Source organism: Microbacterium sp. No. 7, from assembly GCF_001314225.1.
GTDB lineage: Bacteria > Actinomycetota > Actinomycetes > Actinomycetales > Microbacteriaceae > Microbacterium.
This window is the reverse complement of sequence record NZ_CP012697.1, coordinates 1352576-1379222: the sequence shown is the minus strand read 5'-3', so window position 1 is coordinate 1379222 and position 26647 is coordinate 1352576. Positions and strand designations below refer to the sequence as shown.

The 26647-nt window shown below is 67.4% G+C and carries 33 protein-coding genes and 1 tRNA gene; 23 read left to right on the top strand and 11 right to left on the bottom strand.

Annotated features, from left to right (window positions below; genetic code table 11):
* Positions 1–47: 47 nt before the first annotated feature.
* Complete coding sequence (locus AOA12_RS06105) at positions 48–401, bottom strand: hypothetical protein (RefSeq protein WP_054681118.1); 354 nt, start codon at positions 399–401, stop codon at positions 48–50.
* A gap of 501 nt (positions 402–902) precedes the next feature.
* Between AOA12_RS06105 and AOA12_RS06100 the strand changes: the two genes are divergently transcribed.
* The 13 genes from AOA12_RS06100 to AOA12_RS06055 all read left to right on the top strand — a co-directional run bounded on the left by AOA12_RS06100 (position 903) and on the right by AOA12_RS06055 (position 4526).
* A complete protein-coding gene (locus AOA12_RS06100; protein WP_054681117.1) occupies positions 903–1418 on the top strand; it encodes a DUF2510 domain-containing protein in 516 nt (171 codons plus the stop codon).
* A 169-nt stretch (positions 1419–1587) separates the two neighbouring features.
* A complete protein-coding gene (locus AOA12_RS06095) occupies positions 1588–2100 on the top strand; it encodes a hypothetical protein (protein ID WP_054681116.1) in 513 nt (170 codons plus the stop codon).
* Position 2101: 1 nt separating this feature from the next.
* Positions 2102–2353, top strand: coding sequence for a hypothetical protein (locus AOA12_RS06090; protein ID WP_054681115.1), 252 nt, complete (start codon positions 2102–2104; stop codon positions 2351–2353).
* Positions 2350–2574, top strand: a complete 225-nt coding sequence (locus tag AOA12_RS06085; protein ID WP_156366413.1) for a hypothetical protein — start codon at positions 2350–2352, stop codon at positions 2572–2574. The genes AOA12_RS06090 and AOA12_RS06085 overlap by 4 nt, the downstream gene beginning before the upstream one ends.
* Positions 2571–2861: a hypothetical protein gene (locus AOA12_RS06080; RefSeq protein ID WP_054681113.1), complete on the top strand. Its 291-nt coding sequence runs from the start codon at positions 2571–2573 to the stop codon at positions 2859–2861. Before AOA12_RS06085 ends, AOA12_RS06080 begins: the two co-directional genes overlap by 4 nt.
* On the top strand, positions 2851–3090 hold the full coding sequence (locus AOA12_RS06075; RefSeq protein WP_054681112.1) for a hypothetical protein: 240 nt from the start codon (positions 2851–2853) through the stop codon (positions 3088–3090). The genes AOA12_RS06080 and AOA12_RS06075 overlap by 11 nt, the downstream gene beginning before the upstream one ends.
* Positions 3087–3209: a hypothetical protein gene (locus AOA12_RS24015; protein ID WP_257720154.1), complete on the top strand. Its 123-nt coding sequence runs from the start codon at positions 3087–3089 to the stop codon at positions 3207–3209. The genes AOA12_RS06075 and AOA12_RS24015 overlap by 4 nt, the downstream gene beginning before the upstream one ends.
* The gene (locus tag AOA12_RS06070; protein ID WP_054681111.1) at positions 3206–3514 is read left to right on the top strand and encodes a hypothetical protein; all 309 of its coding nucleotides are present in this window, start codon (positions 3206–3208) and stop codon (positions 3512–3514) included. The genes AOA12_RS24015 and AOA12_RS06070 overlap by 4 nt, the downstream gene beginning before the upstream one ends.
* On the top strand, positions 3511–3705 hold the full coding sequence (locus AOA12_RS06065) for a hypothetical protein (protein ID WP_054681110.1): 195 nt from the start codon (positions 3511–3513) through the stop codon (positions 3703–3705). The genes AOA12_RS06070 and AOA12_RS06065 overlap by 4 nt, the downstream gene beginning before the upstream one ends.
* Positions 3702–3863 carry a hypothetical protein gene (locus tag AOA12_RS23025; RefSeq protein WP_156366412.1) on the top strand — a complete coding sequence of 54 codons (162 nt, stop codon included), beginning with the start codon at positions 3702–3704 and terminating at the stop codon, positions 3861–3863. The genes AOA12_RS06065 and AOA12_RS23025 overlap by 4 nt, the downstream gene beginning before the upstream one ends.
* Complete coding sequence (locus AOA12_RS23020) at positions 3860–4015, top strand: hypothetical protein (protein ID WP_156366411.1); 156 nt, start codon at positions 3860–3862, stop codon at positions 4013–4015. The genes AOA12_RS23025 and AOA12_RS23020 overlap by 4 nt, the downstream gene beginning before the upstream one ends.
* Positions 4012–4260, top strand: coding sequence for a hypothetical protein (locus AOA12_RS06060; RefSeq protein ID WP_054681109.1), 249 nt, complete (start codon positions 4012–4014; stop codon positions 4258–4260). Before AOA12_RS23020 ends, AOA12_RS06060 begins: the two co-directional genes overlap by 4 nt.
* Complete coding sequence (locus AOA12_RS06055; RefSeq protein WP_054681108.1) at positions 4257–4526, top strand: hypothetical protein; 270 nt, start codon at positions 4257–4259, stop codon at positions 4524–4526. Before AOA12_RS06060 ends, AOA12_RS06055 begins: the two co-directional genes overlap by 4 nt.
* Here AOA12_RS06055 and AOA12_RS06050 read toward each other — a convergent pair.
* Positions 4499–4654, bottom strand: a complete 156-nt coding sequence (locus AOA12_RS06050; protein WP_156366410.1) for a hypothetical protein — start codon at positions 4652–4654, stop codon at positions 4499–4501. The two genes, AOA12_RS06055 and AOA12_RS06050, sit on opposite strands and share 28 nt — an antisense overlap.
* Positions 4655–4789: 135 nt before the next feature.
* Here AOA12_RS06050 and AOA12_RS06045 point away from each other — a divergent pair, with 135 nt between their 5' ends.
* From AOA12_RS06045 to AOA12_RS23015, 9 genes are all read left to right on the top strand, one after another.
* Positions 4790–6184 (top strand): DNA sulfur modification protein DndB, encoded by a 1395-nt coding sequence (locus AOA12_RS06045; protein WP_054681106.1) that lies wholly within the window; start codon positions 4790–4792, stop codon positions 6182–6184.
* Between the two features lie 146 nt (positions 6185–6330).
* Positions 6331–6855: a hypothetical protein gene (locus AOA12_RS06040; protein WP_054681105.1), complete on the top strand. Its 525-nt coding sequence runs from the start codon at positions 6331–6333 to the stop codon at positions 6853–6855.
* Positions 6852–8546 carry a hypothetical protein gene (locus tag AOA12_RS06035; RefSeq protein ID WP_054681104.1) on the top strand — a complete coding sequence of 565 codons (1695 nt, stop codon included), beginning with the start codon at positions 6852–6854 and terminating at the stop codon, positions 8544–8546. Before AOA12_RS06040 ends, AOA12_RS06035 begins: the two co-directional genes overlap by 4 nt.
* Positions 8547–8583: 37 nt before the next feature.
* A complete protein-coding gene (locus AOA12_RS06030) occupies positions 8584–10161 on the top strand; it encodes a hypothetical protein (protein WP_156366409.1) in 1578 nt (525 codons plus the stop codon).
* Between the two features lie 10 nt (positions 10162–10171).
* Positions 10172–11128 carry a hypothetical protein gene (locus AOA12_RS06025; protein WP_054681102.1) on the top strand — a complete coding sequence of 319 codons (957 nt, stop codon included), beginning with the start codon at positions 10172–10174 and terminating at the stop codon, positions 11126–11128.
* 1 nt (position 11129) lies between these two features.
* A complete protein-coding gene (locus tag AOA12_RS06020) occupies positions 11130–11612 on the top strand; it encodes a hypothetical protein (RefSeq protein WP_054681101.1) in 483 nt (160 codons plus the stop codon).
* Positions 11609–12784, top strand: coding sequence for a phage major capsid protein (locus AOA12_RS06015; protein ID WP_054681100.1), 1176 nt, complete (start codon positions 11609–11611; stop codon positions 12782–12784). The genes AOA12_RS06020 and AOA12_RS06015 overlap by 4 nt, the downstream gene beginning before the upstream one ends.
* A 75-nt stretch (positions 12785–12859) precedes the next feature.
* On the top strand, positions 12860–13297 hold the full coding sequence (locus tag AOA12_RS06010) for a hypothetical protein (protein WP_054681099.1): 438 nt from the start codon (positions 12860–12862) through the stop codon (positions 13295–13297).
* Complete coding sequence (locus tag AOA12_RS23015) at positions 13298–15172, top strand: hypothetical protein (RefSeq protein WP_156366408.1); 1875 nt, start codon at positions 13298–13300, stop codon at positions 15170–15172.
* Positions 15173–15180: 8 nt separating this feature from the next.
* On the opposite strand, the gene AOA12_RS06005 is transcribed toward AOA12_RS23015, so the two are convergent.
* The 9 genes from AOA12_RS06005 to topA form a co-directional block, all read right to left on the bottom strand.
* Positions 15181–17340 carry an acyltransferase family protein gene (locus AOA12_RS06005; protein ID WP_054681098.1) on the bottom strand — a complete coding sequence of 720 codons (2160 nt, stop codon included), beginning with the start codon at positions 17338–17340 and terminating at the stop codon, positions 15181–15183.
* A gap of 57 nt (positions 17341–17397) precedes the next feature.
* Positions 17398–17841, bottom strand: a complete 444-nt coding sequence (locus AOA12_RS06000) for a hypothetical protein (RefSeq protein WP_231637191.1) — start codon at positions 17839–17841, stop codon at positions 17398–17400.
* The gene (locus AOA12_RS05995) at positions 17838–18158 is read right to left on the bottom strand and encodes a hypothetical protein (protein WP_054681096.1); all 321 of its coding nucleotides are present in this window, start codon (positions 18156–18158) and stop codon (positions 17838–17840) included. The genes AOA12_RS06000 and AOA12_RS05995 overlap by 4 nt, the downstream gene beginning before the upstream one ends.
* Positions 18155–18556, bottom strand: coding sequence for a hypothetical protein (locus AOA12_RS05990; RefSeq protein ID WP_156366407.1), 402 nt, complete (start codon positions 18554–18556; stop codon positions 18155–18157). Before AOA12_RS05990 ends, AOA12_RS05995 begins: the two co-directional genes overlap by 4 nt.
* Before the next feature lie 127 nt (positions 18557–18683).
* A tRNA-Thr gene (locus tag AOA12_RS05985) sits at positions 18684–18759 on the bottom strand.
* Between the two features lie 105 nt (positions 18760–18864).
* A complete protein-coding gene (locus AOA12_RS05980; protein ID WP_054681094.1) occupies positions 18865–20427 on the bottom strand; it encodes an alpha/beta hydrolase in 1563 nt (520 codons plus the stop codon).
* A complete protein-coding gene (locus AOA12_RS05975; protein ID WP_054681093.1) occupies positions 20424–21608 on the bottom strand; it encodes a DNA polymerase III subunit delta' in 1185 nt (394 codons plus the stop codon). Before AOA12_RS05975 ends, AOA12_RS05980 begins: the two co-directional genes overlap by 4 nt.
* A gap of 94 nt (positions 21609–21702) precedes the next feature.
* Complete coding sequence (gene tmk / locus AOA12_RS05970; protein WP_054681092.1) at positions 21703–22368, bottom strand: dTMP kinase; 666 nt, start codon at positions 22366–22368, stop codon at positions 21703–21705.
* Positions 22365–25049: a type I DNA topoisomerase gene (gene topA / locus AOA12_RS05965; RefSeq protein ID WP_257720153.1), complete on the bottom strand. Its 2685-nt coding sequence runs from the start codon at positions 25047–25049 to the stop codon at positions 22365–22367. The genes tmk and topA overlap by 4 nt, the downstream gene beginning before the upstream one ends.
* A gap of 114 nt (positions 25050–25163) precedes the next feature.
* Between topA and AOA12_RS05960 the strand changes: the two genes are divergently transcribed.
* Complete coding sequence (locus AOA12_RS05960; protein WP_054681091.1) at positions 25164–26591, top strand: phytoene desaturase family protein; 1428 nt, start codon at positions 25164–25166, stop codon at positions 26589–26591.
* The last annotated feature ends 56 nt before the right edge of the window (positions 26592–26647 follow it).

Below are 26647 nucleotides of genomic sequence, written 5' to 3'. Positions count from 1 at the left end.
CATGCCCGCGGCATCCGTGCCGAGTGATGCGGGTGAGCGGAGTGGCGCTACGCGACAGCTGGGAAGGGTGCGACTTCGAAGTGTTCCATGAGCGCATAGAGCGCACCCGTCTCGACGCATACGCGGTCCCACGCGCTCTCACGTCCCGGATGCCGGGGGGAGATGGCATCGAGCGCGTTGAGCGCGTCACGCGCTCGCTCAACGCGCGCACGCTGCGCCAGCACGAGCTGTGCCACGCGCGCGGGGACCGGCTCACCCGTGGTCATGTCGACGCACGCGGGGCGAGAGGCCGCGCATGCCGCCCGCGTGCGGCGGGCGTGCGCGCGCACGACGATAGGCCGGTCCGGTGAGGTGGACGTGAGGTGCGCGGCAAGGGGCGCATGGGGTACGATGATGGACATCACTAGTTCCCTTCAACAGGTAGTGATCACGTCCCCGGCTAGTTCCAGCTAGCGCGGGGACACTTTGCTTGTGTAAGAACAGAATAGCAGAATGATTCATGAATTGCACGCTGGAATGGGCAATGCGCATAACGGAATGGTAACGGTCAGGTGACATAGCGCGGCATAGAGGCCAATAGCGCGACGTTATGCGGCGGCGAGTAGTACAGCTGGCAGACATGCCAGATTGTAAGGGCGGCGGGCACGGTGAGGCGGGGCGGGGTGCCCCCTCACATTTTTTCTTGCTATTCAATAGTCATTGGGGTCTTTTCCCCGGATAAGCAAGGCTCTATTGCTATTCATCCCTCACATTTTTTCTTGCTATTCAATGACCATTGGGGCCTTTACCCCACAATAAGCAATGCCGCATAATTCTTTTCAATGCCAATGCGTTATCGGGGCCTTTGCCCACTCACCTCGCCTCCGCACTGCTACGATCGCTCTGACCCCAAGGAGCCCCGCATGACCACTCCCCCGCCTGGCTGGTACCCGGACGGCGACAACCCCGGCGTCCAGCGTTGGTGGACGGGTGAGTCCTGGACGAGCGCGACACAGCCCGCTCCGGCCGCTCCCGCACCGGCCGCTCCGACCGCTCCCACACCAAGCGCCCCGCAGCCCACGCCGAAGAAGACCGGCTGCGGAGGGTGCCTTATCGTCCTTCTCATCCTGGTCGCCCTGGTTGGCGTCGGCACTTGGTTCTCCACGCAGGCAGCCAACCGAGAGAAGGCGGCAACCGACGGGCTTGATGACGGCGAAGCCATCGTTCACTGCCAGGCGGCGGTCAAGAAGCAACTCCGCTCCCCCTCCACAGCAGACTTTCCCTTCCTCGAAGCCTCGGCGGCCTACATCGACGGGGACTGGATCGCGCAGGGCGTCGTCGACTCGCAGAACGGGTTCGGCGCCACGGTTCGCTCCGACTACCAGTGCACCATCAAGGACGGCAAGCTGATTACCGTCGACTTCATTGTCTCGCGCTAGGCGGCTCGTTCCGCGTCACCAAGGTGCAGTGCTACTGACCTCGTCGACCTCACCCCGCTGAAACCGGATCACATTCGTCCTGAATTGACCTGGTTTCAGTGGGGCAATCCCCCCATTTAGTCGACTAAACGCGGTAGATTAGTGGCACAACCCCAGGAGGTAGAACAGCATGACGGCACTTCAGCCACATCAGATCGACACCCTGCGCGAGATCCAGGACGCCATCGGCGCCGGGAACAGGGAGCGCGGGTTCCACGAGGAGGGGGAACGGCTCAAGCAGTTCCCCGTCGAACTCGCAGGAATCCACATCCCCGAGATCGTGACGAAGATCATCAACCCCCTCGTCTCGCTCTTCCCGTCCTTCCGGCGCAACTACTACGTCGCCAAGCTCGCCCTGATCGGCTCCGAGGTGTCGGAGGCGATCGAGGAGCTGCGCCACGGCCACGCGGTCGACGAGACGTACTACCCCAGCGCCCCCTGCATCGACGGGCAAGGCACGGTCGTGAATGCGTTCCCGGATGAGGCCTTCAAGCCCGAAGGCGTCCCCAGCGAACTCGCTGACGTGGTGATCCGCGCATTCGACTTCGCCGACGAGGCCGGGATCGACCTGGCGTCGATCATCTCGGAGAAGCTGACGTTTAACGCCACGCGCGGACAGCGCCACGGCGGGAAGGAGTTCTGAGATGAGCACCCACGACCCCGCCCTCGACCCGGACGAACTCAGGGCGGTCGCCGACCTGATCCAGCATCTTGATGAGATCTTCGAGCAGCCGTATCGGGGCAGGCCCCTCAGCGATCACTTCTACAACGTCGATCTGATCGTCGACCGGCCCGGACAGGACGAGCCGGACCCGGTCGGGCGGATCACGTACCGTTACGGGGCACTGGCCTTCATCGCGTTCAGCGGCCTCAGCGTGTCGGGGTCGCTGTCATGAGCGCCGTCGTGGTGAAGCGGTCGGACATCACACTGAGTGAAGATGTCGACTACGCGCTCGACGACATCATCTCTTACAGCGACTGGACCGCGGAACTGGATGGCTACCTCCCCTCTGGCGAGAGGGTCCAGATGGCGCGCTCGGGAGGCACCGCGGCAGAGGCTCTGGACGCCCTCAAGTCCGCCATCGAAGGCTGCGGCTGGACCCTGGAGGACGCATGAGCCGCGCATTGACGCACGACAGGCTGGCGGATCGCACCAAGAAGCTCCTGAAGGCGTGGGGCCTGGACCCTGCGAACATCTTCGATGACGGATGGGATGACGACGGCTACGACGAAGTCGTGCGCGACAGCTTCGGCCAGCCGAAGCTCGACCCGAACACGAGCGAACCCACCATGCTGCGAAGGCGCCGGGAGTGGCCCAAGGGCTTCCCGGTGGACGAACTGCGACGCCTGAGCACGTTGATGCTCTGGGTCGCGCTAGGGAAGGAGATCCCTGATGAGCCGTAAGGAGACGGTGCCGGTCTTCGGGGGCGTGCGCGATGGTGACTACCACCGCCTGCCGCCGAACGCGATCGAGGGCTACATCGCGGTCCTGACGAGCCCGGAGTCGGCGAAGGATCGCACGGCCCAGTCGACGCAGTACGTGCTGCGGTGGCAGACGCTCGTCGCCGAGGGGCTGCCGTGGCCGATCTTCGCCCCTGCCACGCCGGCCACGGGGCCAGGAGGTGACTCATGATCATCAGCAGCGACCTGATCGCAGGGGGCATCACGATCTTCGGCGCGCTCGCCGTCGTGGTCCTGCTCATCCTGCTCCGGTATATCGACGATTGGCCGGAGGGCGGTGGCTACGCATGATCCGGGTTGACGCGACGGGGTTCGACGACACGCACCCGGATGACAGGCCGGCGCTGTACGTCTCGGGCGGCAACGGGAACACGGACGTGCCCGAGGTGCACATCACGTTCGTCGACCCCTGCTTCGACCCCGACACCTGCGATGATCGCGACGGGGCGGTGAACCTGGTCGGCTGGTTCGACGCGCGCCAGCTGCTTCTCGCGATCAAAACGGCCTGCGCGCCCAAGACCCCTGAGTACAGCTTCCTGCCCGACGAGATCGAGGGTATTAGTCAGCTAATCCGCGAGAGCGAGGAGCGCCCATGAAGCCCGGAGACATCGTGACCGTCGGCGAGGCGACCATGCCGCCCCGCCTCTACAAGATCGCGCGCATCCTGCGCAGCGACGCCGCCACCGAGTACGCGACGCTGATCGATCGCGACAGCGGCAGCATGCGCACCGCCCTGCTGGAGCGGCTGCGCCCCTACCACACGGCCATCGTGAAGGAGACCCCATGACCGAACCCACCCAGCGACTCGTCGCCGTCATCAAGCCCGACGAGCGGGGGCGATTCGGACTGAAGAAGTTCGTCGCGCCCGCGGCCGCACCCGCCCCGTGGAACGTCTACCGTAACGCCGACGGCACGCGGATCGTCCTTGAGGCGGTGCCCGAGTGAGCGCGGCGTTCCAGCCCGGCGAGACGGTCTACGTCGACCGCGTGCGCCGTGTGACCTTCGTCAGGTACGCCGAGCCCGGCACTGCGATCGTCCGGCTCGGCGCCGATACGCTGCTGGTCGACACCGCAGCGCTGTCGAGGGTGGAGGCATGATCGAGGAGAAGCCCCCGTGGGAAGCCGCCAGCGATCTGCTGGAGACGTTCGGGATCGACCCGTACGACTTCTTCATGGTCGGATCGGACGAGGCGGGATACGTCACCGTCGCCGATGAGCCCGACCTGATCGAGCTGGAGCATGACGGCGTGCCGTACGGGACGTATCAGCGCCGGGTCAGGAAGCCGTGGCCGGACGAGTTCCCCGTGAGCGCCTTCCTGCGTCTCCTGGGGGAGATCCAGTGAGCGAGCGCTTCGCCGAAACCGTGCGCCGCGTGGCGGACATGCTGATCGAGAAGAACGCCGCCTACGGCGATTCCGCTCTCGACCCCGTCCGCATCTTCTCGAAGGCGCCGGCCGACGAGCAGATCCGCGTCCGCATCGACGACAAGCTGTCGCGCCTGGCGCGCGGCAGTGAGTACCCCGGCGACGACACTGTCATGGATCTGATCGGCTACCTCGTCCTCCTCATCATCGCCCGCGATCAGGAGGCGGCCATCGCGAGCGCCTGAGTGACGGCGCGTGCGAAGATCGCGCGATCGAACTGGTAGCAGTGACCCGCGACTTCGAGGTAGACGGAGTCCGGGTCACTGCTTATGTGCACGTCCCGCCCGCCGTCGAACTCCTTCAGTCGGATCATGTCCTTCACCGTCTGCCTCCTGGTCGTCCAACACTCGAACATCTGTACGAAACAATAGATCAGGTTTCCACGCGGTTGCAAGCGGCATGGGTAACAACTACGCTACGTATTTAGCCGATTAACCCAGGAGTCCCGATGGCACGACCTGTTGCCGAATACACCACTGACGAGCGCTTCTTCGCGACCCGCTACAAGCAGGGCGGCCGTACGGTGTACCTGCTCGCCCTGACGCCCGCGGAGATCGTAGGCCTCGTGGGTGCGCCCAGTCCGAACAGTCCGTCGCCGGGCAACCGGCGCGTCAGCGCGTCGCGCGCGAACGATTTCGCCAGCTATTACCTCGAACAGGAGTCGTGGGTGATCCCAGGGCTCATCCTGCGCGCCCCGAACATCTTCACGTTCGAGCAGGACGAGGCGATCTCTTCGGGCGGGGTGAACTTCGGCGTGGTCAGCTACCCCAAGCGCGAGGGCATGAACATCCAGATCCTCGACGGACAGCACCGCATCCTCGGCTTTCATCTCGCTCTCGATCGCATCCAGAAGGCCCTGGAGAAGGCGCGCGATCAGCGCTCCCGCGCCGCTCGCGTCGAAGGCAAGGGGTCACGGCTTGAGGCCGAGGCGCAGGCCACGATCGACCAGCAGCAGGCGCTGCTCGATCGCTTCTACTCGGAGCGCGCAAGCATCGAGATCCAGGTGACCGACAGCGTCGAGCAGTGGCGCCAGATGTTCTTCGACATCGCCAACAACGCCAAGGGCATCTCGGTCTCGGTGAAGAGCCAGTTCGACCAGCGCAAGGTCGTCAACCGGGCGCTTCCGATCATCCTGGAGCACCCCCTGCTCGATGGACGGGTCGACATGGAGAACGACCGGCTGGGCCGCTCGGGGCCGAACCTGCTCTCGCTGAAGCACCTCGCCGAGATCACCAAGACATGCTCCGTAGGTCTCTGGGGGCGCGTCGGCAAGGTCATGGAGGCGACGCTCAGCGAGCGGGAGGTGGCAACGAAGACCACCGACTTCATCGACCTCATCGTCGACTGCTTTCCCCTGCTGCTCGACGTCCAGGCGGGCCGCATGACGCCTGACGAGCTGCGTCGACAGACTATCCTCGGCTCGGTGCTCTTCCTGCGCCAGCTGGCGGGCCTCTACTGGGAGATGGCGATTCAGCGCGACCAGCGGGACGCCCTGGTCGACTTCTTCATCGCGCTTTCGCAGCATGTCGGAGCGCCCGTGCAGCCGAACTCGATCTGGGTTCTGCACGGGCGCCCCGACACTTTCACGCCCTACTCGACCGGGCCGAACCATCGTCGGCAGGACATCAAGGCGCTCGGCGAGGATCTGCTGGAGTGGGCGCTCATCAAGCCCGACTTCGTGTGGGCGCCACCCTTGCCGGCGCCCGTGTTCGAGGTCGCCGCCGAGCAGCCCGAGCAGATCGACTACAGCGACCTGGATGACCCGGAACTGGAGGCGAAGCTCCAGCAGGAGGATGTCGACCTGGGGATCAGCGCACCCCGGAAGTCAGCGAAGAAGTCCTGAGGAACACGACAGGCCCCTTGCGTCCGGCAACAACAGAGGAGGAGCTGGGGATACGCAAGGGGCCTGCCGACCCAGGAGGTCACCACCATAGTGACTGAGGTCAGTTTAGCCGACTAAATGAACAAATAGCCAGCTAAACTGGGCGAATGGAGGGAATCATTGCGTCCGCGTATGACTGGGAGGCCATCGACCGCGCGATTGATCTGTACATCGGCCTGTACTCCCCCGTCGACATCAGTCGTGAGCAGTTCGGCGGCAGCGTCCCGGCGAGCGTCATCCGCGAGCGCGCCGAGAAGGTGCTGTCCGTCGATTGGCTGACGGCCGCTCAGCAGGAAGAACTCGTCCTCCGCAAGCTGCGTAACATCACGTCCCGGCTGGAACTGGAACTGGCGAATCAGGGCTTCCTGAATCTGGACAACATCAGCGCCCAGCTCGCCACGCTGCGGGAGCAGGGGCGCCGCCTGGACGCCCGCCGTGCCGCTGCGAAGGTCGACGTCGAGCGCTACAGCGCGAACGTGGCTCACGAGATGGTGCGCGCCTACGACATCGCGCTGAGCTACCTGCGCGGTGCCCTGCGCGAGCAGATCAGCGATGAGCATTGGGCCGAACTGACCACCGAGGCGCTGCTGCATGCCGAGCGGGAGGTCATGAAAGGGGTGACTGAGGAGTGAGCCTCCTCACGCCCGAGATCTTCTCCCTCGTGCACGAGGAGATGCGCCAGAAGTCCCAGAAGGCGATCTACCGGCGCGACTTCGCCGCCTGGCTGTCCGACGTCATGGGCGAGCGCATGTACGGCAAGATGGCGGAGATCAGCGAGGCGGCGCTCTTCGGCCCCAAGCCTCGCACGTTCATCAAGTCCGCGAACGGCACGGGCAAGACGTATAACGCATCCCGCTGGGTCATGTGGTGGAATACCGTGTTCGATCCCGTCGAGAACAACCTCGCCATCGTCACGGCGCCCACCGGCCGTCAGGTTGAGCAGGGCGTCTTCATGTACCTCAAGAAGGCGCACGGCGAGATGCGCGCCCGTGCGCTCCGCAAGGAGGGACGCCCGTGGCCGGGCTGGATCTCGGAGAAGGGCCTCTGGCAGTTCCGCACGCTCGGTGGCAACATCTCCATCGCCATCGCGGCCGTGCCGGCGCCGCAAGATGCTGTGTCCACCTTCCAGGGCATCCGGCGTGAGGGCGGCCGATCCCTCCTCGTACTCGACGAGGCGGGCGGTGTGGATGAGCAGATCTTCACGGCGATCGACGCGCTGACCACGTCGGGCGAAGCCCGCATGGTGGGTATCGGCAACCCCGACCGGCGCGCCACGGAGTTCTACAAGAAGTTCACCCTGGAGTCCGAGATGGCGGAGGCGCAGCTCTTCACGATCAGCGCCTACGACCTGCCGACGATGACGGGCGAGATCGTCTACCCCGACGACCCCGAGAAGCAAGCGATGCTCATGAAGGGCCTTACCTCGGCGTCCTGGATCTGCCACAAGGAGCGGGTCTGGATGACCGGCGGGGAACTGTACTTCGACGAGCAGTTCCAGGAGATGCGCCGGGCGGGCGGCACCCCGAACGGGCGCTTCAGGTCGAAGGTGCAAGGCGAGTTCCCTGGCGACGCCGACAACACTTTCTTCACCGAAGAGGCGATCAGCAGGGCGCTGAACACCGAGATCGAGCCCGACCCCGAAGCTCGCCCGAAGCTCGGCTGCGACATCGCTACGACCGGCGACGACGAGAGCGTGGTCTACGTGAACAATGGCGGCCGGGTCCGCCTGTTCGACAAGACCATCCCCTACATGGACGGCGACGAGCGGCGCGAGACGACCGGCGTGTGGACCAAGGAGGACACGCTCACGGCAGCCCGCCGCATCCACGCGATCGCGATGTACACGAATGCCAGCGAGGTGCGCGTCGACGGCAACGCCATCGGCTCCGGCGTCGCCACGGACCTGATGCGCCTGGAGGAGTTCGCGAACAAGACCTACGAGGTCATCCGCGTCGTCGGCAGCCGCTCGTCGACCGACCTTTCCCGCTGGCGCATCTGGCGCGACGAGATTCACGACTACTTCAACACGCGGATGCTCGATGGGCTGATCGATCTCGACCCCGAGGACACGCAGCTGTCGGACGAGCTGATGCTCATCACGTACACGCTCGTGAGCGGCGCCATCAAGATCGACAAGAAGTCCGACATGAAGACCGTGCTCGGCGGCTCCCCCGACCGCGCCGATGCGGCCATGATGAGCGTGCTGGATGTCGATGCGGCGCTGGAGGCTGAGCGGGGCGGCGTGAGCCCCGGCGACACGCTGCGGGCCGATCCTGAAGAACTGTTCCTTGACGAGATGGACGCCGAGGATATGCCCTGGTAGCCCCGGATTAGCCGACTAATTCTCTCAGAATGGAGGCATGACACTCCTGGAACTGTCCCCCGAGGCTGCTGCGGAGCGGGCGGGTGAGGTGTTCGAGATCCTGGGTCGCGAGGATAGTCTCGTCCTGGAGACCCTTGCCGCGCTCAACCGCGCGCTCGACATCGAGGACCGCAACTGGACGCACATCCTCGGCGGGGCGCATGAGGACGGCGGCTTCCAGCTAGCCGAGCTTCAGGACATCTCGCAGGAGATCCGCAAGGCGATGGTGCGCTCGCCCATCATCGACCGCGGCGCCCAGCTGCGCCACTCGTACGTCTGGTCCAAGGGCATCAAGCTGCCCGATCTGAAGCCTGAAAGCTACGGCGCGCGCAGCGGCCCCAAGAGCGCCGCAGATCGCACGTTCGAGGCGTTCGAGGACAGCATCAACCAGGCCAACGTCTTCTCCGACACCGCACACGAGGAGATGGAGCGCGCCGAGTACAGCGACGGGCAGTTCTTCCTCCTCGGCGACAACAAGACCAAGATCCTCCGCCGCGTCCCGCTCTCTCAGATCACGAACCTGCTCACCAATCCCGACTTCGGCGATGAGGTCTGGGCCTGGCGGCGCACCTGGACGCAGACGGATCGGACCGGCAAGAAGGTCGTCAAGAACGTCTGGTACTACACCGACGACTGCCCCCAGCCACTCAGGGATCGCGCCAAGCGGCAGATCCAGGGCGATCCGGTCGATCACACCCAGACCTTCATCGTGCACGCTGTGAACCGGCAGGTCGGCTGGGCGCTCGGCATCCCCGACGCCGTCGCCGTGGTGGCCTGGGCGAAGCTCTACAGCGAGTTCCTGAAGCACGGGTACATCATGAGCCGCGCGCTCGCTTCCATCGCGTTCAAGGCCACCGTGCCGAGCAAGAAGGGCGGCGAGAACGCCAAGATCCAGCTGGCCTCGGCGACCGGCGCCGGACAGGCCGTCGTATCCGCAGGGGAACTGACCAGCCTGCCGACGGCGGGACGCGGGTATGACTTCAACTCCGGGCGCCCGCTCGCCGCGATGGTCGCAACCGGCGTTCAGGTGTCGATCGTGCACCTTCTCTCCGATCCCGGCGCCGCCGGCTCGTCCTATGGCTCGGCATCGAACCTGGACCTGCCGACCAAGCGCGCAGTGGTGTCGCGGCAGAAGTCCTGGGCGGCCTACTTCCAGCGCGTGCTGCGCTGGATGGGCGTCGAGAACCCCGCGGTGACCTTCCCCGCACTGGACGAAGTCGACCTCTACCGCGAGCTTCAGGCCATTGCCCTCGGGTGGAACACCGGGCTCCTGCACCCCGGCGAGATCCGTGAGCGGCTGCTCGATCTGCTCGACATCATCACCGACAGCGAGAAGTGGCCGGAGGGGGTCATGCTCCCGAACAACGAGAAGTCTCTCGCCCGGCCGGATGTCGACGCCGACGGAACGACGCCGCCCACCACGGCGGCGCCTGATCAGGGTGCTCGAAAGGGCACGGGAAACAGCGGCGCCCATGACCTCCGGGACGACAAGGTCGGCGAGGGCCTTTCCGCAATGCGCACAGAGCAGCTTCTTGACCTGATCCTGGAGCAGATTAGTCGACTAAATCATTCCTAAACTGGTCGATATGCCGAAGCCCACGCTGATCACGGAGCACTCCGCGCGTCTTCTGGCGTCGGCTGCGGGCAAGTGGCTCGTGACGGTCATCACGCCTGGCGTCGGCAGTTCGGGCACCTACGTTCCCGAAGTTCTCGCGCGAGACGCGGGCAGCGCGTGGCCCAAGGGCACGAAGCTCTGGTTCAAGCATCCTGGCGACGGCGAGGGCGCGGGCGACCGTGACCCGCGCGATCAGTGGGGCGTGCTGGAGGCCGATGCCTACTGGGATGCCGAAGAGCAGAAGGTCAAGGCCCCCGTGCGAATTCTGGCGCACTGGAAGGACGTCGTCGAGTCCATCGGCGAAGACGGCGAACTGAGCATCTACGCATGGGCGGAACGTGACGACAACGGCGTCGTGACCGCGTTCCTGCCGAACCGGACCAACTCGATCGACATGGTCAGCTACGCCGGGCGCCCCGGCAGCGGGCTGGACCGGAAGATCGAGGCCGCTCGTGAAGCGGCAGGGAAGACCACTGTCGAAGCCTCGGCAGGGAATGAAGAAGGAGATGACATGGATGAGAAGGCCGTTGAGGCGCTGGTGACCCGGCTCCTCGAAGCCGCACTCGCGCCGATCATCGCTTTCGTGAACGAGTCCAAGACCGCCAAGCAGGCGGATGCTCAGGCCAAGGTTGACGCCGAGGCTCTGGAGGCCGCCGCCGAGAAGGCCGTCTCGGACTACGAGAAGCAGGTCGAGGCGATCGACGCCGCCGGTCTTCTCGCGCCCACCGCCGAGGGCCTGAAGGCCCGCGCGCGCACGGGCGAGGACGTCACGAAGGCGATCGAGACCGCGAAGGCGGACGACGTCAAGATCCTGGAGGCCGCCAAGGCGCGCCTTCAGGAGTCCGAGGAGGGCGGCTACACGGGCCGCCTCCACGAGAGCGGGACCGGCGCGAAGACCGCCGCCGCAACGCTTCCGAAGGGGTGGTGACGTGGCTGACAACCTGTACAAGAAGTACACCGAGTCCAAGACCCGGCGCTGGGATGTCGGGGTGGGCGTCTTCGGCGGCACCCCCGTCATCAACAAGCAGAACGGCGAGATCGGCGTTACGCTGGCTGACTCGGGCGGCACGACCCGCACCGAGACGTCGAACCTTCCCGGCAGCCTCACCTCCGTCACCCGCCGCTCGGCCGGCGTCGGCTATGACAGCGGCATCGCGGTCGTGGCTCGCGACGGCTCGTGGCTGTTCGAGGTGACCGGCGTCACTGACGGCGAGACCACGCCGAACGGCGGTGCGGGCACCAACCAGGGCACGAAGGTCTACGCCACGGTCACCTCGGGCGTCATCACGGGGCTCACCCTGGCGGCAGACGACGGCGGCAGCCCCGCGGTCGACAACACCTACGTCGGCATCATCGACGACGGCTACATCGTCGATGGCGTCGCACCCGTCGAGATCGGAGTGGCAGAATGACCGCCATCGACCTGACTTGCGAGAACCGCCTCGAAGTCAACCCGTTCGTCACCGAGCGGAAGTACCTGCGGATGACCGAGATGGTCGGCGCCCTGGCGCAGGGCGGCTTCGCCGCTCAGCGCGCGGAGGTCGACCTGGCGGAGTCGCTGGCGACCACGGACGCCTCGTTCTCGCTGACGCACCTGCTCAACGTCCGCAACCTGGAGCAGTTCGACAAGGCCGAGCGGCACTGGACGAAGATCGCCGACGTGGAGACCGTCGACAACTTCGAGCCGGTGACCTTCGAGAGCTTCTGGATCGACCTGGGCGATCAGCTCAAGTACGGCAAGGGCAACAAGGGCAAGGCGGGCGTCTCGCCGCGCGTGGCCGAGGGTGACACCTACCAGTACACGAGCGGCTACTCCGAGGAGAACGTCAAGGCCGCCATCGAGAAGCGCGGTTTCAAGTACGGCGTCACGCTGGAGCGCCTGCTCTCGCGCCTGCGCCCGCTGATTCGCCGCCTGCCGGACGACATGCTCCAGATCGCCCTGGACACCGACGAGTTCCTGGTCTTCCAGGCCCTCCAGGACGGCGCCACCGCCAGTGCGTCGGTCTCGCAGCTCAAGGCGGGCACTGCGCCCATCTCGGGCGCTTCGATCTCGGCAACGGCGGGCTTCTCGGTCGACGCCCTGCGCCTGGGTCTCCAGCAGATCTCGACGCGCAAGGTGAACAACCGCAAGGTCGTCCTCGCCCCCCGCTACTGGGTCGTGGTCGCACCCGGCCTCGGCGAGACGGTCGAAGCCGAGATCGCCAAGGCGAAGCAGCTGCGCACGATCGAAGAGCCGGCCCCCGGCTCGAAGACGTTCGTCTACGGCGCCCCGCCCGTCGGCAACCTCGGCAAGATCGAGGGCGTCATCGAGAGCGAGTGGATCGAGAGCAGCACCGCCTGGTACGTCACGCCCGCTGCGGGCACGACGCGCCGTCCGGGGCTCAAGAAGCTCCAGCTGTCGGGCCGCACGGCGCCTGAGGTGCTGGTGAACAACTTCACCGGGACGCTCCTGCGTGGCGGCAACGGGTCGAGCCCCTTCGATCTGGCCCACTTCGACAACGACAGCGTGGACCTGAAGCTGCGCCAGTTCACCAACGCGGCCAGCATTACCCACGACCAGATGTTCTGGTCGCCCGGCGCCTAAGCCGATCTCAGTGAAGGCCCCGCTTCGCGGCATGCGGGGCGGGGCCTTCATGCACACCCGAACAAAAGAGGAGCGATGAGCACCGAAGGCACCTACCCCATCGACACGGGCACGCCCGTGGGTCAGCTGCGCTACCTCGTCGGCGACACGGCGGCCACGAACATTGATGCCGTCGCAGGCGTCGCCGACTACGCGATCTGGTCGGATGACGCCCTCATCGCCGCCCTCGCGATCTCTGGCGACAACCAGAACCGCGCCGCCGGCAGCCTCTACACGCTCCTGGCGTCGCAGTACGTGCAGCTCGGCCGGTCCATCAAGACCGACGACCTCGCCATCGACACGCGCCATCGCGGCAAGGACATGCTTGAGATCGCACGCTCCTTCTACGCGCAGGCTGACGCCGCCGACGGCGATGCCGCCGCAGAGTTCTTCGATATCGTCCCGCTCGGCGGATACGCACAGCCGCGCGTCCGCTCGCAGGGCTCCCCTTGGCCCGAGCTTGGAGGCTGGTAAATGGCGAGCATCAATCTCCCCTCGGTTGGGCAGCGCGGCTGGGGTTTGCCACTTAATGCAGCCATCACGGCGATCAATAGTGAGCTGAACGGACGCCTCTCTCCCAGCTCGTTGACGGAGGTGATCGACTTCCGCGTTCAGGATGTCGCCGCAGATATCATCGCCTCTGACCCGACCGTCGTGCAGGCTGCCGTGGAGGCGATGGAAGAGTTCTCCCTGGCGGAGGGCACGCATGACACGATCATGACCGCTGTCTTGGGCAATCCATCTGGTACGTCCTCGACACTCCTCGCAACGGCCCACGCGGAGCGCTACGCGGCGCTGATGGGTGTGGAGGCCGGGACAGGGGCGGATCAGACCGCCGCATTGCAGGACGCGATTAATGCAGCGGGGGCGCTGAAGGTTGCGCTCGTCCTGCCCGCCGGAGTTATCCGTGTGGATGGTCAGATCACTCTGCCGCGCGACTGGGTATCGATCCGTGGGTCGCATATGTCGATTCTGGATTGGTCGAATGCGACGTTCAGCGGTCCCGCGATCCGTGGCACCGTCGGTGCCGGGGGAATCATACCTGTCCCCGCATACGGAGTCGGGTCATCGCGCATCGAGAACGTGTCTTTGCGTGGCCCACAGGCGACAGATACGGAAGTGGATGGGCTGAGCCTTGAGACGCCGTCGACCTACACGGGGCGATTTGTCTTGGACCGGGTGAATTTTGTTGGATTCCGGCATCAGGAGATCATCGGATCGGGTTCATACCTGCACAAGCATTTCTCGTGCACATACGCGCGGGCCCAGCAGACGGCCGTTTATTTCGCCGGCACCTCCGACAGCGGAGAGAATGTGTCTTGGTCGGGATGCATCTTCCACAACATGAACTCATCGCATCCTGCTGCGACGTTTCTGCGCGGCGTCCAAGAAAGCGCGGGGGAGGCGTACTTCTCCCACTGCTCGTTCGACTATGGAAGGCGGACGTTGGTCGCTGATTCGGGCACTTGGGATTTCTCCCAGTGTCATATTGAGTCTGACTTCAATGCTGCTCCCTGGTTCTCGATCTCATCGCCGACCGGCGCGACTCGTCCGACTGTGCTGGCTTTCCACGGTGGTCAGATCATGCCCCACGATACAGTTGACGGCTCACCCTCGGTTGCCGGCGCTCACTTCCTGGCAATTGGCGTGGATGAGCCAGCGCGCGGTGTGGCGTCCGTGATCCCCGTGAGGGTCGTGCTCGAAGGCGTCGAGTTCCAGCCCAAGATCAGGAACTGTACGCTTCTGCGCAATTTTGGAACGCGAGCACCATTGGTCACTGGTTCGCCCGTCCCATTTCCGTTCACGCTTTTGGGGATTAGCAGTATCAAGGATTCGCTTTTCACGAGGGAAGGACCATTGGATGATGTGATCGCGACGGCGGCTAACCTGCCCGCACAGCCGCTTGATTATCAAGCGGGTCGTGGGTGGCAGACATCGGCATGGGTCAAGACTAACTTTGGACTATCACTGGACGAGTCTAGTGATTCAGGAGGGCGATCTTTGAAGATAGCCCCGACAGCGAACGTTTCGCAGTGGGTGGTTTCGCAGTGCGCCCCCTGTCGCTCCGGCGGAGTGGTTCACGTTGCCATGTCATACAGGATACCTGGCGTATGGTCGGGACAGCTGGCACCCCGGATTCGATTCTGGGATGCGGCAGGGGTGCAGATCAGTGAAACGACGTGGTACGCAATCAACAATTCAACTATGGATACAGATCCCAGCTATAGAATTATAGCCGATCAGCGATCGGTTCCCAATGGTGCCGCCTACGTCACTGTCGCACTCTGGGCCGCCGTAACGGGGGGCGAGGTCGCATACATTGATGCGCTCGAACTCATGCCTCTGTGAGGGTGCTGCTAGTCTTGGCCGGTGAACAGTGCATCTCTGAGCGGATCACCCAAACGCGCGGAGTACGCCTGGGATAGATGCGCGCCGTCGGCCATGACTATATAGCCATCAATGAAAGGAGGGCATTCTTCACGCCAGCAGTGGAACGGTGTAGCCGAGACAAAGGCGGCATTGCCGAGGCCCGCTATGCTTTCCGCCAATAGCCTCTCGTTGGTCCCATGCAGGCTTTGCACCCTGCCGATACATGCGGATGGCTCACTAGTCGCAGAGTAGCAATCCAGAATGTTTGGAATACTCTGAGGTGCGCCAAGGATCACCACGCGCGCGGCCGCTGTGGCGTAGCTCTGTACTGTCTCAACGGTTGCCGCACTAACCATTCCCGCGGCTTCATGTTCGGACTGCGCGCCGAGGACGCGACCGAGCGTTGTGTCTGCCTGGGAAAGGATGACTAGATCGGGAGATAGCTCTTGGATGAGCGCTCGCGTTATGGCGTGGAATGTGTCGCATTCCTCGTGCGTGCTCCCATCGCCCTTCTGAACGCTCACAGATGCGAACGGGCATTGCTGCATAGTGAGCACGCGCACTGACCAATCCGGCCCGAGAGCGCCCAGCACCGCGGGTAGCCAGCTGATCGCCATCGAGTCGCCTGCAAGCACCGCAGTGTTCGGTGCCTCAGGGTCACCGTAGAGACAACGCGCGGCCGTCTCGCTCGGGTCAGATTCTGCGCCGCGTTCGAGCGCGAGACATCCGTCGCCGACCCAGGCCTGCGCTTTCGAGTCGGGGCCCACCTCATCAATTGACGGGGTGAGGCTTGCTGGCCAAGTCTGTGCACGCAGGCCATCGACGATGTGCGAGCTGAGCAGGCTCATGGCCGTCTCGGGCGCAGCGGTGGTTTCAGATGTAGAGGGTGTCGGGCGTGGCTCTTGCACCGCTATGGTAACGGGCGATGGCGCGAAAGTCGTACCGACGACAGCGATCGACAGGACGACGAACGCCGACGCCGATCCGTACTTGATGCCATCGATGTGGTCATATCGCCAGCGTCGCCACGAGCCCTTCTTGCCACTCCAAAGCGGGCTCTTCCAGATAGGAACCTCAAGCGCGTAGTACTGGGCGGTGGCGAGCGCGAATCCCACAATCGCGATCCCGATGTACACCCAGATCCCGGCATTTGGGTAGAGGGCGTGCCCGAAGATGATGACGGGAAAGTGCCAGAGGTAGAGGCTGTACGAGATGTTGCCGACGAAGACGGACACGCGGTTCGTCAACGGCACCATGTAAGGGGCGGGCTGACCGACGCCTGACATGATGACAAGCGCCGTCGACGCGACGGGCAACAATGCCCACGGTGCGGGCCATGCTGATTCGGGTGTGATGACGAAGCAGGCGGCGAAGATGCCCACCAAACCCGCGTACGCCATGATCGTCCGCAACTTGGTGGGGATGCCGGCGACCAGGGGTGCTGCGATCGCGATGAGCGCACCGACACCCAGCTCCCATCCGCGAGTGAAGGTCGAGAAGTACGCGACCGTCGGCTGCGATGCGGACTGTAGGAGCGCCCACCCGAACGACGCCATGGAGATGACGCCGATGGTCGATCCGGCGATGATCCGCGCTCGCTTGTCGCTCAGGGGGCCGCGACGCGCGAAGAGAACGAGGAGCCCGAGCAGGAGCCAGGGCCAGATGAAGTAGAACTGCTCCTCGACGGACAGGGACCAGTAGTGCTGTAACGGCGAGACGGCGCCGCCCTGCTGGAAGTAGTCGGTGCCCGTAGCGGCGAACCGCCAGTTGGCCCCGAAGAGGAACGCCCACAAGCCGTCCCACGTCACCGTCGCAGCGCGCTGGTTCGTGAACAACGCCCACGAGAACGCGAGCGTGAACAGAATCACGACGGTCGCCGCGGGGACGATCCGCTTGAGCCGCCCAACATAGAACCGCTTGAACGAGATCCGGCCCGTCCGGTCGTACTCACGCAGGAGCAGGCCGGTGATGAGGAACCCGGAGATCACGAAGAACACGTCGACGCCCAGGAAGCCGCCGGCGGGCCATCCGAACATGTGATCGGCGAACACGACGAGCACGGCGACCGCCCGCAGGCCCTGTATGTCTAGCCGGAAGTGCGATGTGTCGGCCTTCGCGCCGCTCCCAATTGCAGCACCAGATGGCATCAGATCCCCCTAGGTCGTCCCCCTGATGTTAGTGGAGCGAACGAGAACAGCGTGCCTTCAGGCGCCTGGCTCGAATCGCACGGTCGCCGGTCCACGCAGCCGGAGGCGGCGGACGGGGGTGTGCCCCTCTCGCGTTTCCTCAACGAACCGTGGCCGACGGGCTCTGCGCTCTTCGCGCTGCGCCGCTTCGATGATGCGGCCGACCGCGGTGATGGTCAGGCCGTGCCTGCGCGCGAGCTTCCAGTGCGGGACGCCCTCGGCAGCACCCTTCACGACCGCCGCGTCACGCGCGCCCTCGACCGACGCGCGGGAGCGCTTCGTCGGTGCGCCCGCAGCCTGGTGCCGCGCGATCGCAGATGGAACATCGCCGGCCGCGTAGACCTTCTCCGTCCACTCCTGATCCCCGGCCTGGTAGGTGATGCGCCAGGTGTCGCGCGCCCCAATTGCGTTGGCCTTCGCGGGCCGGTAGCGCACGATGTACCCGTCGGGCAGGTCACTCACCACGCCACCCCAACCTCGACCCCCTGGGCGCGCAGAGTCGCGATGTAGTCGTCGATCCACTGCTGCGCGCCCGCTTGCGGATCGTCTGTTTCGTAGATCGCCCAGACGAACGGGCCTGCGTAAACCGTGTCGTCCTTCGCACCTTCCCGCCACGCCTTTACGAGCGCCCATGCTGGCGCATGGATACCCGCGAAGCGCGTCAGCAGGGCGGCGACCTCGCGGTGCGCCTTCTGCCGCGACATGCCACCAGGACCGATCAGCGGGCGCACGAGCGCGTCATCGGGGATGATCTCCAGCTGTAGGTAGTTCCAGCTCACAGCTCGCTCCACCCCGCTCGCTTGGGGAGCAGGCCGGACAGTGCGAGCGTCGCGAAGGTGCGAGCCTCATCGGCAGTCAGGAGCCCCGTGGAGGCGTACTGTGCGATCTCGCCCCACCCGTCCCCTCCAGCGCCCCGGCCGCCGATCACCGTTTCGATCACGGTGACGGCAGCGTCACGGAGCCCGCGGGTGCGGGACTGCCACTGCCACCGCACGGTCACCGCAACAACTTCAGCCCTGGTCTCCGACCCCCAGCCGTGCATGCTGATGTCGCGCTCGCGGAGGATGATCTCAGGCGCCGCATCCGACTCCTCGAGGAGGTCGGCGACCTTGCCATCGACGACGCGGACGATCGCGACCACCTCACTGAGAGTCGGCTGTGAGCTGAGTTCCTTCATGATTCACCAGCGTAGCGACCCACTCTGGCACTGGGCTAGGTGCCCCTCCTGCTACACGCCTGCTACACGAAGGGCTTCCGACAAGCGAAAAGCCCCGGTCGGATTTGTGTCTGACCGGGGCTTTTTCTGGAGCCGCCTGAGGGAATCGAACCCTCGACCTATTCATTACGAGTGAATCGCTCTGCCGTCTGAGCTAAGGCGGCGGGCCGCGCCAGGGCGCGTGCACAAGCAACGATCTTACACGTTCGCGGCCCCGCGGGCGAACCGAGCCGGATGCCGCACGGAGGCGCACGGCCGCGGGCGGTGGATCACCGGCACACGAGCCCGTCCTGCGGCACCGTGCCGTCGACGAGGTACGTCTCGACCGCCTCGTCGACGCACCGGTTGCCCTGGCCGTAGCCCGTGTGGCCCTCCCCCTCGCGGGTCACGAGCACGCCCGACGACAGCTGATCGGCGAGCGCCACGGCCCACTCGTACGGCGTCGCGGGATCGCCCGTCGTGCCCACGACGAGGATCGGCGCCGCGCCCTCGGCGGCGATCGTCTCGCGCACGCCCGTCGCCGGATACGGCCACGCCTCGCACGTGTCGACGCCCTCCCAGTAGGGGGCGATCGTGGGCGCCTCCTGCGCGATGCGCGCCTTCGACGCCGCGAGGGCGGTGTCATCGGTCTCCGCGGGATAGTCCATGCAGTTGTACGCCGTGAACGCCTCGGTCGAGTTGTCGTCGTATCCGCCCGACGGCGAGCGCCCGTAGTAGAAGTCGGCGAGCAGGAAGGCCATGCGCGCATCGCCCGACAGCGCGTCGTCGAGGAGCATCGTGAGGTAGGTCCAGTTGTCCTCGGTGTACAGCGAGGCGACGATCGCCGTCAGCAGCGTGTCGGCGCCCAGCTCGCGGCCGTCGCTCGCGGTGAGCGGCGACCGGTCGACGCTCGCGAAGAGCGTGCCCAGGTCGGACATGGCGTCGTCAACGCTGCCCCGGAACGGGCAGTCGCGCCCCTCCAGGCAGTGCGCCATGTAGCTGCGCAGCGCCGCCTCGAACCCGACCGCCTGCGTCTCGCCGACCGCGATGCCGGGGATCGAGGGATCGATCGCCCCGTCGAGCACGAGTCTGCCGACCCGCTCGGGGAACAGCTTCGCGTAGACCGCGCCGAGGAAGGTGCCGTACGAGTAGCCGAGGTAGTGCAGCTCCTCGTCGCCCAGCACGGCCCGCAGCAGGTCCATGTCGCGCGCCGCGTTGTCGGTCGTGACGTGGGGAAGGATGCCGTCGCTGCCGGCCTCGCAGGCCGCGACGAACCGCTCGTTGCGCTCCGTGAGCTCGGCGGTCCACTCGCCGCTGCCGCGCGGCGCCGCGGGGATGTCGAAGAGGAACGCGTCCATGCCCTGCGCGTCGAAGCAGGTGACCGCGGTCGACCGGCCGACGCCGCGCGGATCGAAGCCGATGACGTCGTAGACGCGGCGCAGGTCCTCGCCCACCGCGTACGAGACGGTGTCGGCGATGAAGTCGTAGCCGCTCGCCCCCGGGCCGCCGGGGTTGGTCAGCAGCGAGCCGATCGCGTCGCCGCCGTCCGCGGCGCGGCGGATGACCGCGAGCCGGATCTCGCCGGCATCCGGGTCGGCCCAGTCGAGCGGAGCCGTGACCTCGGTGCAGTCGTAGGCCCCGTCGTCGGCCCCGCTGCACTCCGACCAGTCGAGCGTCTGCGCGTAGAACCGCTCGAAGCCGGCCGGCGCGCCCTCCACGACGGGCGTCCGCGACGGCGCGGGCGACGCCACGCCTCCGCCGATGGGCTGCTTGGGCTCGATGAAGCCGGGGATGCAGGCCGACAGGCCGAGCGTGGCGACGACGAGCACGGCGAGGGCAAGGGGACGTCTCACGGGATCCTTCCGCTCACGACGGTGATCAGCAGGCTCTCCAGCGCCAGCGCCGGCGCCGCGTTCTGCTCCAGGTTCGCGCGCGTGGCGCGGATGCGGTCGAGCACGGTCAGCGTGCGCGCCGGCGTCCACATCCCCGCGAGCGCCGCGAGCTCGGCGGCGAGCTCGCGGTTGATGAGGCCGTCCCGCCGCCCGAACTGCAGCATGAGCGTGTCGCGGTACATCGACTCGAGGTCGGTGAGCACGCGGTCGATGCCGTCGCGCAGGCTGCGGGTGGCGCGGCGCTTCTGCTCCTCTTCGAGGGCGCTCAGCTGCCCGCGCACGGCGTGCGGCACGGCGGCGCCGTCGGCGATGCCGAGCGTGCGCAGCAGCGCCGAGCGCTCGGCCTCGTCGCGTTCGGCGGTGAGCGCCTTCGCGTCGTCGGTGGCCAGCTGCACGATGCGCCCCGCGACCTCCACGGCGTCGCCGACGCCGCGCACCCCGAGCGCGGCCGTGAGGGTCTCGTCGCGGCGTGCCCGCGCGCGCTCGTCGGTGGCGAGGCGCTGCGCCATGCCGATGTGCCGCTGCGCGTGCCGCGCGCAGCGCTCGGCGAGCTGCGGATCGACGCCGGTGCGCGCGACGAGCAGCCGCGCGACCGCGTCGATGCCGGGCTCGCGCAGGCGCAGCGTGCGCACCCGCGAGCGGATCGTGGGCAGGAGGTCGGCGTCGCTCGGCGCGCACAGGATCCAGACGGTGCGCTCGGGCGGCTCCTCGAGGGCCTTGAGCAGCACGTTGCTCGTGCGCTCCGACATACGATCGGCGTCCTCCATCACGATGACGCGGTACCGTCCCAGCGAGGGGGCGAACGCCGACCGTTCGACGAGCGCGCGCGCATCGCGGATCGAGATGATCACGCCCTCCGTGCGCAGCACCGTGAGGTCGGGGTGCGTTCCGGCGAGCACCTGCCGCATGGCCGCCTCGTTGCCGGGGTCGGCGATGAGCGCGGCGGCGAAGGCGGAGGCGAGCGTCGACCGCCCCGAGCCGGGCGGGCCCGTGATGAGCCACGCGTGGGCGAGCTGCGCCGGATCGGACGCCGCCGCGCGCAGCCGCTCGACCGCCTCGGGCTGACCCCATGCCTCCGTCCACGGAGCCTCGGTCCACGGGGCGTCCGTCCCGGGCTGCGGTGCGAGGTCGGCGGCGGTCACCCCGTCAGCCTAGCCGCCGCCTCCGACGTCTCCTGGGCGGCAGCCTCGGAACAGCTCCGCGCGGCAGCCTCAGAACAGCTCGGCGCGGCAGCCCTCAGGACGGCTCGGGCGCGGACGCCGGGGCGTGCTCGGCCGAGAGCGCCGATCGCACGCGCGCGCGGATGGCGGCGGCGAGGTCGTCGACCGGACGCGCCGCGTCGAGCACGAGGAAGCGCCCGGGCTCCGCGGCGGCGAGGTCGAGGAACGCGGCGCGCACGCGCTCGTGGAACTCGGCCTTCTCCACCTCCAGCCGGTCGAACGGCTTGTCCGCGGCGTCGAGCCGCCGCCGCGCGAGCGCGGGGTCGAGGTCGAGCAGCACCGTGACGTCGGGCAGGGCGCCCTCGGCGGCCCACAGCGACAGGTCGCGCACCTCGCCGGCATCCAGCACGCGTCCCGCGCCCTGGTAGGCGACCGACGAGTCGAGGTAGCGGTCCTGGATCACCACGTCGCCGCGTTCGAGCGCGGGGCGCACGACGGATGCCACGTGGTGCGCCCGGTCGGCCGCGTACAGCAGCGCCTCGGCGCGCGGCGCGATGTCGCCGCGATGGTGCAGCACGATGTCGCGGACGAGCGCGCCCACGTCGGTCCCGCCGGGCTCGCGGGTGCGCACGACCGTGCGGCCCCGGTCGCGCAGCCACTGCTCGAGCAGCGTCGCCTGGGTGGTCTTCCCCGCGCCGTCGCCGCCCTCGAGGGTGATCCACAGCCCCCGCCGGGCGCTCACTTCTTCGCCGGGGTCTTCCGCGTCGTGGTCCGCCGGGTCGTCGTGCGCTTGGGCGCGGGCCCCTTCGCGCGCTTGTCGGCGAGCATCTGCACGGCGATCTCGAACGTGATGTCGTCGGGCGTCTGGCCGCGCGGGATCGTCACGTTGGTCGTGCCGTCGGTGACGTACGGGCCGAACCGGCCGTCCTTCACCTTGATCGGCTTGCCGCTGACCGGATCGGCGTCGAACTCCTTGAGCGCGCTCGACGCCGCCCGCGCCCCGTACTTGGGCTGCGCGTAGATCGCGAGCGCCTCCTCGAGGGTGATGTCGAGCAGCTGCTGCTCGCTCTGCAGCGTGCGCGAGTCGGTGCCCTTCTTCAGGTACGGCCCGTAGCGTCCGTTCTGCGCGGTGATCTCGGTGTCCGTCTCGGGGTCGACGCCGACCACGCGCGGCAGCGACAGCAGCCGCACCGCCTGATCGAGGTCGATCGTGTCGACCGACATCGACGTGAACAGCGACGCCGTGCGCGGCTTGGGCGCGACGGCCTTCTTCGCGCCGCGCTTGGGCGGCTCCGCGGGCTCCTCGGGCTCGGGCACGAGCTCCTGCACGTAGGGGCCGAAGCGGCCGTCCTTGACGACGATCGTCCTGCCCGTCTCGGGGTGCACGCCCAGCACGCGGTCGCCCGCGACCGGGGCCTCGATGAGCTCGCGCGCCTTCTCGGGGGTGAGCTCGTCGGGGGCGAGGTCGGGGGGCACGTTGACGATGCGCGAGCTGCCCTCCTCCTCGCCGGGCACGTCGAGGTAGGGTCCGTAGCGCCCGAAGCGCAGCGTCGCGACGTCGCCGATGGGCGTCGAGTTGATCGCCCGCGCGTCGATCTCGCCGAGGTTGTCGACGATGTTGCGCAGGCCGACGTGCCGGTCGGAGCCGAAGTAGAACTCGTTGAGCCACGCGACGCGCTGCTGCTCGCCGCGGGCGATCGCGTCGAGGTCGTCTTCGAGCGCGGCGGTGAAGTCGTAGTCGACGAGATCGGTGAAGTGCTGCTCGAGCAGGCGGACGACCGAGAAGGCGAGCCAGCTCGGCACGAGCGCCTGCCCGCGCTTGGTCACGTACCCGCGCTCGAGGATGACGTCGATGATGCTCGCGAACGTCGAGGGACGCCCGATGCCCTTCTCCTCCAGCGCCTTGACGAGGCTCGCCTCGGTGTAGCGGGGCTTCGGCGTGGTCGCGTGCCCCTTGGGCTCGATCTCGGTGAGGCCGACCTGCTGACCGACCGCGAGCTGCGGCAGCGACTGGTCGTCGCTCGAGTCGGCGTCGCCGCGACGCTCGTCGCGCCCCTCCTCGTAGGCCTCCAGGAAGCCCTTGAAGGTGTAGACGGTGCCCGAGGCGGTGAACGACGCGGTGCGTCCGTCGGCGTCGATCTCCAGCACGACCGTCGTGGTCTCGTAGGCGGCGTCGGACATCTGCGAGGCGATCGTGCGCTTCCAGATGAGCTCGTACAGCCGCTGCTCGTCGCGATCGAGGCCGGATGCCACGTCGGCGGGCCGGCGGAACTCCTCGCCCGAGGGGCGGATCGCCTCGTGCGCCTCCTGCGCGTTCTTGCTCTTGCTCTTGTACGTGCGGGGGCTTGCCGGCACAGCACGGTCGCCGTAGAGCGCGACCGCCTGCGCGCGCGCCGCCGCGACCGCCTGCGCCGACAGCGCGATCGAGTCGGTGCGCATATAGGTGATGTACCCCTTCTCATAGAGACGCTGCGCCACGCCCATCGCGTGCTTCGCGCTCATCGAGAGCTTGCGCCCGGCCTCCTGCTGCATCGTGGAGGTCGTGAAGGGCGGCTTGGGGCTGCGGGTGCCCGGCTTCGCCTCGATCGAGGCGACCGTCGCGATGCCCGCCGCCTCGATCGCGGCGCCGAGCGCGCGGGCGTCGTCCTCGCTGAGCACGACGACGGCCTTCTTGAGGGCGCCGGTGTCGTCGAAGTCGGTGCCGCGGGCCAGCGGCGCGCCGTCGAGGCGCGCGAGGCGCGTCGAGAACGGCTGCGGGGCGCCGTCGCGCGGCGTCGCGTTCGCGACGATGTCCCAGTACGAGGCGGAGACGAACGCCATCCGCTCGCGCTCGCGGTCGACGACGAGGCGCGTCGCGGCCGACTGCACGCGGCCGGCCGACGTGCCCTGGCCGACCTTGCGACGGGTCACGTCGGAGACGTCCCAGCCGTAGAGGCGGTCGAGGATGCGGCGGGTCTCCTGCGCGTCGACGAGCGCGACGTCGAGGTCGCGGGTGTGCTCGACGGCGGCCTGGATGGCCTCCTTGGTGATCTCGTGGAACACCATGCGCTTGACGGGGACCTTCGGCTTCAGCGCCTGCAGCAGGTGCCACGCGATGGCCTCGCCCTCGCGGTCCTCATCGGTGGCGAGCAGGAGCTCGTCGGCGTCCTTCAGCGCGCGCTTGAGCTCGGCGACGGTCTTCTTGCCGCGCTCGCTCTCGACGTAGAGCGGAGTGAAGCCGTTCTCGATGTCGATCGAGTACTTGCCCACCGACGTCTTCTTGAGATCGGCGGGGATGTCCTTCTTGTCCGCGAGGTCGCGAATGTGTCCGACCGAGCTGAGCACCTGATATCCGTCGCCCAGGTATCCCTGGATCGACCTCATCTTGGTCGGCGACTCGACGATGACGAGCTTCTTGCCCCCGAGCGCTTTGCGGTCTGCCACGTGGCGTCCTTTCTTCGTTGCACACCCTACACACCGCGAGCGGGTGCGAAGGCTGAGAGCCGCCGGCGATAGGTTAAGGCGCATGCCCGTTCCGCAGAACGCACAGGGAGAGCCATGACCCGCGCCGTCGTCGTCGGCAGCGGACCCAACGGCCTCGCGGCGGCGACCGTGCTGGCCCGCGCGGGGCTGGAGGTCACCGTGTTCGAGGCCGCCGACGAGCTCGGCGGCGGCGCACGATCCGTCGAGGGCCCGCTCGAAGGGCTGATCCAGGACCACTGCGCCGCGGTGCACCCCATGGCGGCGGCATCAGACTATATCGCGTCGTGGCGGCTCGAGGAGCGGGGCGTGCGCTGGGCGCGGGCTCCCCTCGACGCCGCGCATCCCCTCGACGACGGCACCGCGGGGCTCCTGGCGCAGGACCTCGACGTCACGGCGCGGGGCCTCGGCGCCGACGGCCGGCTCTGGAGGGCGATGTTCGGCGCGCCGTCCCGCCGCTTCGACGACCTCGCCGAGATGATCTTCCGGCCGACGCTGCGCTGGCCGGCCCACCCCGTGCTGTTCGCCCGGTTCGGCGCGGTCGCGGGGCCGCCGCCCGCGCTCGTGGCCAGCGCGCTGCGCACGGAGCAGGGCCGCGCCCTGTATGCCGGCGTGGCGGCGCACGCGATCACCGACCTCCGCCTGCCGCTCGTCGGCGGCATCGGCGCGGGCATCCTCTCGGCCGGCCACGCGGTGGGATGGCCCGTCGTCGAAGGCGGCACGGGGGTGCTGACGAACGCGATCGTCGCGGGTCTGCGCGAGCTGGGCGTGCGGTTCGAGACGGGCGTGCACATCGGGGCGGAGCGGCAGCTCCCCCGCCACGACGTCGCGATGTACGACCTGCACCCGCGGGCCGTCGCACAGATCCTCGGCGACCGTCTGCCGCGGCGGACGCGCGCCGCCTACCGCCGCTTCCGCTCGGGCCCCGCGGCGTTCAAGGTCGACCTCGCCGTGGAGGGCGGCATCCCCTGGACCCATCCCGCCGTCGGCACGGCCGGCACGGTGCACCTGGGCGGCTCGGCGCGCGAGATCGTGGCGACCGAGCGCGACACCGCCCGCGGCATCATGCCCGAGCGGCCGTTCGTGCTCGTCGGGCAGCAGTTCGTCGCCGACCCCTCGCGAGCGGCCGGCGACGTCAAGCCCGTCTACGCCTACGCGCACGTCCCCACCGGGTTCCAGGGCGACGCGACCGATGCGATCGTCGCGCAGATCGAGCGGTTCGCGCCCGGCTTCCGCGACCGCATCGTGGCGCTGCGCGTGCAGTCGGCCACGGAGATGTCGCGCGCCAACCCCAACTTCCGGGGCGGCGACATCCTCACGGGCGCGAAGCTGCCGCTGCCGTTCCTGCTCGGGCCGCGCATCACGCCGTTCCCGTACGACACGGGCGCGCCCGGCGCGTACCTGTGCTCCGCGGCCACGCCGCCCGGGCCCGGCATCCACGGCTGCTCGGGGGCGAACGCCGCCGAGCGCGCGCTGCACCGGCTCGAGCACGGCCCGCGGCGCTGAGCGGGCGCGCCGAGGAGCGCCGGCCTCACCGCGCCGACGGCTGGTCGCCGAGGCCC

Excerpts from the sequence above, each read along its gene's own strand:
- AOA12_RS06105 (WP_054681118.1), bottom strand. The coding sequence starts at position 401 with ATGTCCATCATCGTACCCCATGCGCCCCTTGCCGCGCACCTCACGTCC.
- AOA12_RS06100 (WP_054681117.1), top strand. The coding sequence starts at position 903 with ATGACCACTCCCCCGCCTGGCTGGTACCCGGACGGCGACAACCCCGGC.
- AOA12_RS06095 (WP_054681116.1), top strand. The coding sequence starts at position 1,588 with ATGACGGCACTTCAGCCACATCAGATCGACACCCTGCGCGAGATCCAG.
- AOA12_RS06090 (WP_054681115.1), top strand. The coding sequence starts at position 2,102 with ATGAGCACCCACGACCCCGCCCTCGACCCGGACGAACTCAGGGCGGTC.
- AOA12_RS06085 (WP_156366413.1), top strand. The coding sequence starts at position 2,350 with ATGAGCGCCGTCGTGGTGAAGCGGTCGGACATCACACTGAGTGAAGAT.
- AOA12_RS06080 (WP_054681113.1), top strand. The coding sequence starts at position 2,571 with ATGAGCCGCGCATTGACGCACGACAGGCTGGCGGATCGCACCAAGAAG.
- AOA12_RS06075 (WP_054681112.1), top strand. The coding sequence starts at position 2,851 with ATGAGCCGTAAGGAGACGGTGCCGGTCTTCGGGGGCGTGCGCGATGGT.
- AOA12_RS24015 (WP_257720154.1), top strand. The coding sequence starts at position 3,087 with ATGATCATCAGCAGCGACCTGATCGCAGGGGGCATCACGATCTTCGGC.
- AOA12_RS06070 (WP_054681111.1), top strand. The coding sequence starts at position 3,206 with ATGATCCGGGTTGACGCGACGGGGTTCGACGACACGCACCCGGATGAC.
- AOA12_RS06065 (WP_054681110.1), top strand. The coding sequence starts at position 3,511 with ATGAAGCCCGGAGACATCGTGACCGTCGGCGAGGCGACCATGCCGCCC.
- AOA12_RS23025 (WP_156366412.1), top strand. The coding sequence starts at position 3,702 with ATGACCGAACCCACCCAGCGACTCGTCGCCGTCATCAAGCCCGACGAG.
- AOA12_RS06060 (WP_054681109.1), top strand. The coding sequence starts at position 4,012 with ATGATCGAGGAGAAGCCCCCGTGGGAAGCCGCCAGCGATCTGCTGGAG.
- AOA12_RS06050 (WP_156366410.1), bottom strand. The coding sequence starts at position 4,654 with ATGATCCGACTGAAGGAGTTCGACGGCGGGCGGGACGTGCACATAAGC.
- AOA12_RS06045 (WP_054681106.1), top strand. The coding sequence starts at position 4,790 with ATGGCACGACCTGTTGCCGAATACACCACTGACGAGCGCTTCTTCGCG.
- AOA12_RS06040 (WP_054681105.1), top strand. The coding sequence starts at position 6,331 with ATGGAGGGAATCATTGCGTCCGCGTATGACTGGGAGGCCATCGACCGC.
- AOA12_RS06030 (WP_156366409.1), top strand. The coding sequence starts at position 8,584 with ATGACACTCCTGGAACTGTCCCCCGAGGCTGCTGCGGAGCGGGCGGGT.
- AOA12_RS06025 (WP_054681102.1), top strand. The coding sequence starts at position 10,172 with ATGCCGAAGCCCACGCTGATCACGGAGCACTCCGCGCGTCTTCTGGCG.
- AOA12_RS06015 (WP_054681100.1), top strand. The coding sequence starts at position 11,609 with ATGACCGCCATCGACCTGACTTGCGAGAACCGCCTCGAAGTCAACCCG.
- AOA12_RS06010 (WP_054681099.1), top strand. The coding sequence starts at position 12,860 with ATGAGCACCGAAGGCACCTACCCCATCGACACGGGCACGCCCGTGGGT.
- AOA12_RS23015 (WP_156366408.1), top strand. The coding sequence starts at position 13,298 with ATGGCGAGCATCAATCTCCCCTCGGTTGGGCAGCGCGGCTGGGGTTTG.
- AOA12_RS06005 (WP_054681098.1), bottom strand. The coding sequence starts at position 17,340 with ATGCCATCTGGTGCTGCAATTGGGAGCGGCGCGAAGGCCGACACATCG.
- AOA12_RS05990 (WP_156366407.1), bottom strand. The coding sequence starts at position 18,556 with ATGAAGGAACTCAGCTCACAGCCGACTCTCAGTGAGGTGGTCGCGATC.
- AOA12_RS05960 (WP_054681091.1), top strand. The coding sequence starts at position 25,164 with ATGACCCGCGCCGTCGTCGTCGGCAGCGGACCCAACGGCCTCGCGGCG.